Annotated in this window: 6 protein-coding genes and 1 pseudogene; 4 read left to right on the forward strand and 3 right to left on the reverse strand. The window is 70.5% G+C overall.

The genetic code is table 11. The features are described from left to right. Positions 1-1,713, forward strand: a 1,713-nt coding sequence (locus HY68_RS11585; RefSeq protein WP_041995782.1) for a helix-turn-helix transcriptional regulator, incomplete at its 5' end; no start/stop codon positions are given. A 12-nt stretch (positions 1,714-1,725) separates the two neighbouring features. On the opposite strand, the gene HY68_RS11590 is transcribed toward HY68_RS11585, so the two are convergent. Both HY68_RS11590 and HY68_RS46035 read right to left on the reverse strand, forming a co-directional pair. Next, entirely contained in the window at positions 1,726-2,985 is a 1,260-nt protein-coding gene (locus HY68_RS11590) for a DMT family transporter (protein ID WP_063779635.1), read from the reverse strand. 232 nt (positions 2,986-3,217) lie between these two features. Then, a pseudogene (locus tag HY68_RS46035) lies at positions 3,218-3,362 on the reverse strand (alpha-isopropylmalate synthase regulatory domain-containing protein); the annotation flags it as partial. A gap of 243 nt (positions 3,363-3,605) precedes the next feature. Here HY68_RS46035 and HY68_RS11595 point away from each other — a divergent pair. Then, complete coding sequence (locus tag HY68_RS11595; protein WP_041987714.1) at positions 3,606-6,005, forward strand: tetratricopeptide repeat protein; 2,400 nt, start codon at positions 3,606-3,608, stop codon at positions 6,003-6,005. A 186-nt stretch (positions 6,006-6,191) separates the two neighbouring features. After that, a complete protein-coding gene (locus HY68_RS11600; protein ID WP_041987717.1) occupies positions 6,192-6,974 on the forward strand; it encodes a polysaccharide deacetylase family protein in 783 nt (260 codons plus the stop codon). Positions 6,975-7,076: 102 nt separating this feature from the next. Here HY68_RS11600 and HY68_RS39575 read toward each other — a convergent pair whose 3' ends face one another. Then, on the reverse strand, positions 7,077-9,146 hold the full coding sequence (locus tag HY68_RS39575) for a cell wall-binding repeat-containing protein (RefSeq protein ID WP_078863551.1): 2,070 nt from the start codon (positions 9,144-9,146) through the stop codon (positions 7,077-7,079). Positions 9,147-9,470: 324 nt separating this feature from the next. Here HY68_RS39575 and HY68_RS11610 point away from each other — a divergent pair. Further along, positions 9,471-10,613, forward strand: a 1,143-nt coding sequence (locus HY68_RS11610; protein ID WP_078863552.1) for a histidine kinase, incomplete at its 3' end; no start/stop codon positions are given.

A 10,613-nucleotide genomic window follows, 5' to 3' on the forward strand; every position in this document is an offset into this window, starting at 1 on the left:
AGCGCGAAACTCGACAGTTCCCGGGCGGTCCGCGGTTACCACTCGGCGCTGCTGCGGCTGCCGCCGTACGACACCAGAACGCCCGGCGTGCTGCGCGAGGCCGCGGCCCTGGGCCTGCGGTACGGCGACCACATCGGCGTACTCGCGCTCGGCGAGCCGCTGCTCGACTGCCTCGACACGGCGTACGGCGATGACCGGAGCGGCCTGGAGTGGGTCACCCGGACGTGGACCCTCTCGGCGCTGCACGAACATCGCTCCCCGTACGCCGACGACGCCGACCCCCGGTACGCGGCGGCGCTCGGGCGGATACCGGCGGCTGCCGGGCCGGCGGGGCTCGGCGGACTGTACGGGATCGGTCCGGTCACGCGGCCGTTCCGGCCGGGGCCGGTGGCCGGCCACGCCACGGACGACGCCGGCCAGGAGTCCGGCTCCGAGTTCGGCCCCGACTCCGAGTTCGGCCCCGGCCCCGGCTCCGAGTCCGAGTTCGGCTCCGGGGCGCTCCCGTCGCCCGCCGAAGTCCGCCTGCTGGCAGCGGCGGTGGGCGGCGGTGCCGAGTTCGAGCGGGCGCGGCGAGGGCTGCCGCAGGACGCCTTGGGCGAGGCGGCCTTGGACCGGCTGCGGAACGCAGCCGCGTACGGAGACCTGGCGGGCGCTCTTGAGGCTGTGCTCGGTGAGCGTTACGTCGGGGCCGGGCAGAGTACGGCCGTCCAGTACCACGCCATGGTGGGCGCGTATCTGGCCGGACACTGGGACAGCGCGCTGGCGGCCGCCCGGCGGATCGAGACGCGGGTCAGGACCGACAGCGCGGCCCGGACCGAAAGTGTGGCCGGTCCCGCACAGTCGGCCCGTGCGCTGGCAGCCGAAATCCAGTTAGCGCGCGGGGAGTTCGGACGCGCCCGCGCGTGGCTGGAGCTGATCCCCGACTCCGTCGGCCATCCGCTGGTGATCCGGGCGCGGCTCGGTGCCCGGTACTGGTCGGGTCAGCGGGACGGTGCCGACGGTGCTCTGGAAGAGGCGTGGCGCGCTGTGCGGCGTGCGCGGGAGAGCGGACTGCTCGCGGGCGTCGACAGAGTGCTGCTGCGGATTCTGTCGATCGCGATCGAGAAGGGCGACCAGGCGGCGATGCGGCTGACCATGGAGGAACTGGAGGCCCTGTACGAAGAGTCGGCCTCGCCCATGACGCGTGAGGTGATGCTCCTCGCCCGAGGCATGGTGCACGGCGACGCGGAGAGCGCGTCGGCCGCTTACCGGTTGGCGCGGCAGCGGGGCGACGTGCCCCTGGAGGCCGAGTGCAGTGGGTATGTGGCGGACCTCGGCGACGATTTCAAGTGGCGGGAGGCCGGGGCGACACGGAGCGGGTACGCGTTGGGTAGGGGGCGGCCCGTCCGCGGTCGGCTCGGCGCGGCGGCCCGCCGGCGTAACGTCTCCCTCCCCAGGCGCCGGGCGGCCCAGGAGGGGCGGAACGAGCGGGACGCCCGGCTGATCGCCATGGTGAGCGAGGGGTCGACCAACCGGCAGATCGCGGCCCGGTTGGCGTGCAGCGAGAAGACGGTGGAGCAGCGCCTCACGCGGCTGTTCCGGCGGACCGGGTGCCGTTCCCGGGTCGAGCTGGCGGCGGCATGGCTGGACGGCAGCCTCGCCCGGCAAGGGCTGGTGCCCGATGCCGGTCCTGCCCGGCACGGCGGGGACAGGACGGCGCCGCCGACCGGCTGAACCGCGCGCGGATCAGTGGTCGTTCGGCAGGTATGGAGACCAGTCGTAAGGCCGCTCTTGAGGCTGGTCGTGCGGCCGAACATTGTGCTGTGAGTGCTGCTCGGCCTCGTCCTTGCGTGGCCTGCGCAGATGCACGGTGTCGAACGCCCCCGCACCGTGATAAGTGAACCTGACCGTCGGGCTTTCGCCGTAGCCGGCCCACTCCACTCTGGGATCGCGATCACGTTCAGCTTCGTGACGGTACGCCAATTGTCCGGGCACGGGTCGTGGCTGGACGGCGGTGTACGGGGCATAGGCCGGATAGGGCGGTATGTCGGGACGGTACGTGCCGTGCTGTGCCGCCGCACTTTCCTCTTTGCCGCTTGTCAGCACGATGGTGACACCGACGATGATCAGCAGCAGCCCGGGTACGGTCGCGGGCTTGATGTCCTGACCCATGAGCCACCACGCGGTCAGCGCGGCGACGGGGGTCTCCAGCAGGAGCAGGATGCTCATGGTCGTCGCCGATGTCCTGCCGAGAGCGAAGTTCAGCGCGCTGAGCCCCAGAAGCTGGGGCAGGACGAGCAGCCCCAGCAGCGACAGATGGGTGGCACGGTCGAATCCCGTCAGCGGGATGTCGGCCAGCCAGCAGACCACGAGGAGTTCCGCACCGCAGACCAGCGAGGTGAACGTCGAATACAGCGGTGTGCTCACGTCCGCGCGCGACCGCTCGCTCAGCGCGGTGTACCCGGCCTGGGCGAGGGCCCCGAAAAGGGCGAGCAGGTCGCCCAGCAGCGCCGTACCGCCGGCCTTGATGTCGAGACCGGCTGCCGCGGCAGCTCCGATCACGGAGAGTGCGAGACCCGTCCATGTTCTGCGGGATGTCTTGGCCCCCTGGCCGGCGGCGATGAGAGCCTGCCAGACGGGCTGGGTGGCGACGAGTGCGGTGGACATGGCGACCGAGGTGAGCCGGGTGCTCGTCATGAACGACGCGAAGTGGAGAGCGAGCGCCGTGGCCGCGAGGAAGCCGAAGACCAGGGGCCGCCACTGCTCCCGGCGCAGCAGTGCCCGCTCGCCGCGCACCACACGCCGCACCTCACGGCGGCGCAGCAGCAGGAGGAAAGGACCGAGTACGGCGAAGCCCAGGCAGTTCCGCCAGAAGGCCATGGCGAGCGGCGAGGCGGAGCCGGCGGCGGTCAGGGGGGCGGTGGCCGAGATGGAGACGACGGTGATCACCATCGCGGCGACGGACAGCGGATCGAGTTTGCTTTTCACGTTCTTGTGTCGCCGCACGCGCAATATTCCATCGCCGTATTGACTCCGATTGAGTCTGGTTGGTGGGGGAGCGGGGAAATGCGGAGAAGGCCGGCAGGGCCTTCGGTGAGGGCTTTGATGAGGCTTCTTGATCGAATCAGATCGTAAGGGGCTGCTGATGTATCACCCGTGCGATTTGACGGGCTTGTCACCGGTCCGACGGTAAGTCGGCCCGTCTGTACAACCTGCTGTGTACGGACGGACGCGACAGTCATTTCCGGGCGCGGTTCACCGCCGAGACAATTGCTTTTTTTGAGTGATGACGACGTCGCGCTGGCATCAATGCCGATGCCCCACAACACCTCGTCCCCGACGGCGCATTCGACGTACGAGACGGCCTGCGCGCAGGCGCCTTGGCGCCGTGCCACGGAGATCCCCACGGGGAGCGGCCGAAGTGCCGCAGGATCACACGCGACCGTCGGTCGATTCTGAGCCGGGGCCATGTCCGCGAGGAATGGCTCGGGCCTTCGTTGCCCTCCGGTACAGGACGGTGTGCCCGTGTGCCCGTGTGTCCGGCGTCGCCGGATGCCGCCCGCCCCCGCCGGACCTGCCGCCGCGCCCTCTGTCAGAGCCGCTGCCCCGCTGCCAGACTGAAACGCATGGCTGGCAGTGCGCGTCCGTCGATGCAAGAGCTCATCAACCTGCGCCGACATGCGGGGTTCGTCGGACGGCGCAGTGAACTCGCGCTGTTCCGGGCGAACTTCGACACGCAGCCGGAAGACCTGGAGCACCGGTTCGTGTTCCACGTCCATGGCAACGCGGGCGTGGGCAAGACGACTCTGGTACGCGAGTTCGTCAGGACCGCCCGCGAGCGCCAGGCGCTCACCGCCACCGTCGACGAGTCCGTGAACAGCGTGCCGGAGGTGCTGGAGGCGCTGGCCGACCAGTTCGCACGGCTGGGGCACCCGCTCAAGGCTCTCGACCGGGCGCTCGCGACCTACCGCCGCCGGCGGGACGAGGCGTCGGCCGCGTCCCTCGCGCAGCCCGAGCAGGGTCCGACGGCAGGATCGCTCGCCGTCGCGCAGGCCGGGCTGGTCGGCCTCGGCATGGTTCCGGGGGTCGGAGCGCTCACCGGAGCCGTCGACCCAGCTCAACTCGCCCGCGGCGCCGACCACGTACGGGCCGCTCTCGGTACCCGTACGAGCAGGCAGGAGGACGCGCGGCTGCTCACCGACCCGCTCCACGTCCTCACGCCGACCCTGGTCGCCGAACTGGACCGCGTCGCGTCCCAGGCTCCGTGGATCGCCGTCTTCTTCGACACGTACGAGCGCACCGGACCGTTCCTCGACACGTGGCTGCGCGATCTCGTCATCGGCGGACCGTACGGCTCGCTGCCCGCGAACGCCGTGATCACCCTGTCCGGACAGGGCCCGCTCGCCCCCAACTGCTGGGCGGACTGCGCCGACCTGGTGACCGAGGTGCCGCTCACGCCGTTCACCGAGTCCGAGGCGCGGCAGTTTCTCACCGCGAAGGGAGTGGTGGACGACACGGTGGTGCGGGATGTGCTCAGGCTGTCCCGGCGGCTGCCCGTCCTGCTCTCGACCCTCGCCGTCGCCGAGAACGCCGCGCTTCCGGGCGGTGTGGACGACCCCAGCGCCACCGCCGTCGAGCGCTTCCTGAAGTGGGAGCGGGAACCGACCCGTCGCGCGGCGGCTCTTGCCGGAGCGTTGCCACGGCGGTTGAACGAGGACATCTTCACCTCCGCTGTCGGCGACGCGGGCGGTGCCGACCCGAGCGCGCTCTACAGCTGGCTGCGCACCATGCCCTTCGTGAGCGACAGCGGAGGCTTCGCGCACTACCACGACGTGGTGCGCGACCCGATGCTGCGGCTCCAGCGTTCCGTGTCGCCCGATCGGTGGCGTGCGGCCCATGACCGGCTGGCGGAGTCGTTCGGACAGCGGCGGGAGTCGGCGGGGGCGGGGCTGCAGACCTGGGAGCAAGTGGAGTCGGAAGCATGGTGGGTCGAGCGCCTGGAGGAGATCTACCACCTGTTGTGTGCGCAGCCGCGCCTGGCCTTCGCGCGGGCACTGGGAGACGGTCCCGCTGCATGCGCGGCAGGAGCGGAGTCGGCACGACGGTGGGCTCACGTCTTCACCGAAGCCGGTGAGGCGGTGACGGACGACGCGTTGCGCGACTGGGGATCCCACTGTCTGGCCGCGTTGGGGGACGAACAGCGCGGTGTGGAGAAGCTGCTCGGAATGCTCTTGTCCCGGACGGAACTTGACGACACGGGCCGCGCCCTCGCGTTCATGATTCGTGGTGAGGGCCACAGCGACGAGGCAAGGTACGCGGCCGCCTTCGAGGACTTCGACCGGGCGATCGGCCTGGCCCCGCAGTGGGCTCGGGCGTACACGGGGCGAGCACTGGTGCATCGGGCGCTCGGTCAGTACGAGAAGGCGCTGGAGGATCATGACCGGGCCGTCGAGCGGCGGGTGTCCGGTACGCGCCCCTTCTGGCACCGGGGCGAGACGAACAGGCTGGCGGGTCGCCCCGAGGCGGCTATCGCGGACTTCGACCAGGTGCTCGTCATCGACCCCGGCCATGTCCTGGCACTGGCCAGCCGGGCGCGTACGGCACACACCCAGGGTCGGTCCGCGGCAGCGCTGGCCGACCTCGATCTCGCCCTCGACATCAAGCCCGACCACATCTGGTCCCTGGTACGCCGTGCTCAGGTACGGCGCTCGCTCGACGACACCGGCGGCGCACGGGCCGACCTGGACAGGGCGCTGGCGCTGTCACCACGCAATCCCTGGATCGTGGGAGAACGAGGCGAACTGTTGCGACAGGAAGGGCGGTTCGAGGACGCGATCGCCGAGTACGACCGGGCGCTCGCCCTCGACCCGGGATACGCCTGGGCGGTGGGCAGCCGGGCGATGGCGCACGAGGCGCTCGGCAGACGGGTGGAGGCGCTGGCCGATCTCGACCGCGCCCTCACGATGAAGCCTTCTTACCGCTGGGCCGCCGACCAGCGTGAACGGATCCTCGCCGCAACGCTGTGACGGCTCGGTGTGCCGTGCCTGTCGTGCCTGTCGTGCCTGTGTGTCGTGGAACCGCTGGGTTTGTCGCCGCCCCCCTGCGGGTTCGTCCGTGATCGGTAACAGAGGGGACCACTACGGCCCTTCGTGTGTCTTCATGGGTGCACGGCAGCAACGGCACCGGCGGAGACAGCAAAGGGGCGGCCCGACATGGCAAGTCACAAGAGAATGGGATGGCACAGCCGGGTCCTCGCGGCTGCGCTCGGCGTGACAGCCCTGGCCGTCGGCACCTCGATGTGGACCGCGCAGGCCGATTCGGCCGGCGGCCGGCAGCCGGCGGCCCATGCCTCAGCGCCCGCCGCCGGAGACCGGAACCAGAAAGTGGCCAAGGTGTCGGAGGAGATCGCGCACGCCTCGGACCGTGGCCCCCGTGGTGTCAACATCACCATCGACGACGGCCCTGACCCGGCGTGGACGCCGCAGGTGCTGCAACTGCTGAAGGACAGCGGCGTGAAGGCCACGTTCTGCATGGTGGGTACGCAGGCGCAGGAATACCCGGACCTGGTCAAGGCGGTCGTCGCAGGCGGGCACCGGCTGTGCGACCACACGGTCTCGCACGACACCACCATGGACACCAAGTCCGAGGCCTACCAGTCCCAGCAGATCCTCGACGCCGAACGCATGATCACCAAGGCCTCCGGCGGCGTCCGCCCCCAGTACTACCGCGCCCCGGGCGGCGCCTTCACCCCGTACAGCCGGCACCTGGCGGCGTCCCGCGGGATGCGGCCGCTGGGCTGGAACGTCGACACGAAGGACTTCGAACACCCCGGCGTGGAAACCATCGTCGCCACGGTCAAGAGCGAGATCGCCGACGGCCCGACGATCCTCTTCCACGACGCGGGCGGAGACCGCGCCCAGACCTTGGCGGCGCTGCGCGAGGTGCTGCCGTGGCTGAAGGAGCAGGGCTACACCTTCGGCTTCCCCGTACGGTGAGTCTCGCCGAGCCCCACCCGCACCGACATGGGAACGAGCGCCGCAGGGGCGCCGACCCTGTGGTCGGCGCCCCCGTGGTTCGTGCCCCTGTGACGGTAGTTGTTACTGGTGCTGGGTCGTCTTGAGTGGGTCGAGGTTCGGCTTGACGGTCGGCCGGGCCGGGGTGGTCGGGGACGTCGGAGTCGACCGTGGTGTGGCGCCCTTGAGTGGCGTTGTGGGTGCCTCGGCGCTCTTGCGCAGGCCCTGCGTGCCCGTGCCCGTGGCCGTGGTTGTGTTCTGGTCGCCGTTGTAGTCCGCGTGGTACAGGAACATGTTCCCGTTCGCGCTGATCGACGAGCCCGCCGTGTTCAGTGCGCCCAGGGTGACGGAGCCGGTGTTGCCGAAGGCGACGACGGACTGCATGCCCGCGGACTCGCGCAGCAGGTAGCTCTTGATCTCGCTGGACAGGGCCGGCCGTGACGTCCACAGGATGGGCCCGTAGATGTTCATCGCCGCGCTCGCGGACACCCCGTCGTGCCAGGAGCCGGCGTACGCGAGGGTGGCCGTGTCGGGCGTGGTCCACCAGAACTTGGCGAGGGCCACCGAGAGGCCTTCGGCGGTGCCGGACGTGACCGGGTAGTAGTAGTACGACGACGGCCACTTCGTGAACGACGTATGCGTGAGCGCGTACTTCGCGTCGGCGCCGACCGGGATGATCATGGTCTTGTCGGGGTTCAGGCCGTTGAGGTACGTCTTCACGGACGCGGTCAGCGTGGTGCCGCTGCTGAGCACGAGGGTGCTCGCGCCGCTCGGGCCGTCCGAACCCGCCGCCGCAGCCGCGGGAAGCGCCGCCTTGTAGTCCTTGCCGCTGGCCAGGAACACGTACCGCGGGCTCTTGGTCTGCACCGCCGCCACCTTGACGGACGTCTCGTAGCCGTCCGCGCCGGAGACCCGCTTCGGGACGTAACCGAGGGTCCGCAGCTGCGTGGCGACGTTGCTGGAGAGCACGGACGTGCCGCCGACCATCCAGACGTTCGCGCCCGGCTTCAGCATCCGCTTCAGCTCGTTCTTCACCGGCGTCGACAGCGCGGTCTTCGGCGTCAGCAGCACCGGGGCCGACATTTTGCCGGCCAGCGCGGGCGCCGTGAGCGAGTCCGCCATGTCGTCCTGGCTGACCAGCACAGCCGACTTGGCGTCCAGCAGGCCCGGTTGGGTCTTGCCGACGGTGTTCCAGCTGAAGCGGGAGGAAGCCACGGCGGTGGCGTACTCGTCGTCGCCCCACACCCGCGCGGTGATGTTCTTCCGCAGCGGCTGCCAGCTCGGGTTCGAGCCCTGTCCCTCCGCGACCTTCGTCAACTCGCCGCTCGCCACGTCGATGTACTCGGTCGTGTGCACGTCACCGCTGTCCGGCGACGTGTGCGCGTCGAAGAGGATCCGGGCGCCGTTCGGCGACCAGGAAGGGTTCGCGTACGAACGCGGGCCCGTGGTCAGCTGCTTGACGTCGCTGCCGTCGGCGTTCGCGGTGAAGATCTGCGACTTGCCGTCGGCGTCCGCGCGGACGAAGGCCAACTTCGTCCCGTCGGGCGAGAATTCGGGCTGCTCGCCGTTGGTGATGACGCGCTTGACGGTGGTCCCGTCGTACACCTCGATGCCGACGTTGTCGTAGCAGCCGTAATTGATGTTGCGCTGGAACGCGACCACGCCCGCCCAGGTCACCGTCGGGTGGGTGTCGCACGCGGTGGCCGGCCCCAGCTTGCTGCTCAGCAGCGGCTCGGGGGCCCACGCGCCGTCCGACGGGCCGTAGGCGAGCTGTCCGCCCGTCGAGAAGACGACGTAACGGCCGCCCCACCCGTAGGCCAGGTCTTCGTACGACGCGCTGGAACGCACCCCGGTGGCCCACGGCAGGGTGATCTTGGTGGAGCCGCTGGGGCGGAAGCTGCCGATCTGGCTCTGCGTGACGATCAGCCGGCTGCCGTCCGGCGCCCAGGCCGCCGACGAACCGCCCGCGTTGGGGATCTGGGTGGCCGCGCCTGTCGCCGGGTCGATCAACGTCCCCCCGTCGACGAGGATCTGGCCCTCGGTCCCCCAGTCATCGGCGTCGTCGGCGACGGCGCCCGGTGCGATCGCCACTGTGCCTACTGCGGCGAGGACCGCAGCAGTCGCGAGCGCCGCGGCATGGCGGCGCGTGAACATTCTCAAGTTGTTGACCCCCCACGGATCACACGGATCAGATGACTTCTCAGTCTTGGATGCCGCCTACGGCCCGGTCCGCCTACGGCCCGGTCGGCGTCTGGTCCCCCCAGGCGACACAGGGCTGCATCACGGATCACGGCAGCTGACGAACTCTAGAGCTGCGAAAGGTGAGAGAACGGAGGTGCGGATGAACAGTTCGCTTACGCAAGATGAAGATCATCCGGCAGCGGTCGCGCCGGGTCCGCCGTCGGTGCTTCCCGGGACACCACTTTTCCTGTCGCCGTCCCGCCGTCGCGCCGCGCATAGGGTGGACGCGTGGAGGCCATGACACCGGTGGAGGAGAAACACCCGCGCGCGCTGCTCGCGGGGGCGTCGCGTCGGTGGGTACGGCTGCTGCCGTGGGGCGTGGCGTTCGTGCTGTGCGTCGCCCTGCTGCCCGCCACCATCCGGGTGCTCAGCGTCGACTACGGCCTGAACGGCGGCATCGCGAGCGTGCTCGCCGTCGCGCAGGCGGCGCCGCTGCTGCTCGCGGTCGTCTACCCTCTGCGCGCCTGGTACGTGATCTTCGTCGCGGACGTGGCAGGGGCGCTCACCCTGCTCACCGTCGACTTCGCCGAGCAGCGCGTCTGGCCGTTCCCAGCCATGGTGATCGTCGGGTACGTCGGACTCTGCCTCGCCCTCGGCCTGCGCGAGCGGCGCCGGACGCTGCTGCTGGTGTGGCTCGCCACGGCGGCAGCGAGCATCGGCCTGGCGTTCGCCGCACCCCACGGCACGACCGGTAACAGCACGGTGATGATCGTGCTCAGCGGCGCCGCGCTCCTGCTCGGTGGCGCGCTCCGCGAGCGGTACGAGGTGCAGCGCAGGCTGGCCGAGCAGGAGACGATCAGCGAGGCGGAGCGCAGCCGCCGCACACTGCTGGAGGAACGCGCCCGCATCGCGCGGGAGTTGCACGACGTGGTGGCGCACCACATGTCCGTCATCACGGTGCAGGCGGACACAGCGGCGTACCGCCTCGACGGCCTGCCGCCGCACGTGCAGGAGGAGTTCACCTCCATCGCGGCGACAGCGCGCGAGTCGCTGGGGGAGATGCGACGGCTCCTCGGGGTGCTGCGGAACGAGGAGACGCACGGCGAACTCGCCCCGCAGCCGGGCCTGATGCGGATCGGGAAGCTGGTGGAGGCGACGGTACGGACGGGGGTGCCGGTCGAGTTCACCCCGTGCGACGCCGAGGTGCCGGAGGCGGTGGGCCTCTCCGCGTACCGCATCGTGCAGGAGGCCCTGGCGAACGTCGTACGGCACGCCCCGGGGGCTCCGACGCGGGTGTCGGTATCGGTGTCGGACGACCGGGAGGGGGATGGGACCGGGGATGGAGCCGGGTCCGCGTCCGGGTCCGGAAGCGGGGCCGGGTCCGGAGGCGGGGCCGGGGAGCGGCGGCTCACCGTACTCGTCGTCAACGGCCCCCCGCCC

This window comes from Streptomyces sp. AcH 505 (assembly GCF_000818175.1).
GTDB lineage: Bacteria > Actinomycetota > Actinomycetes > Streptomycetales > Streptomycetaceae > Streptomyces.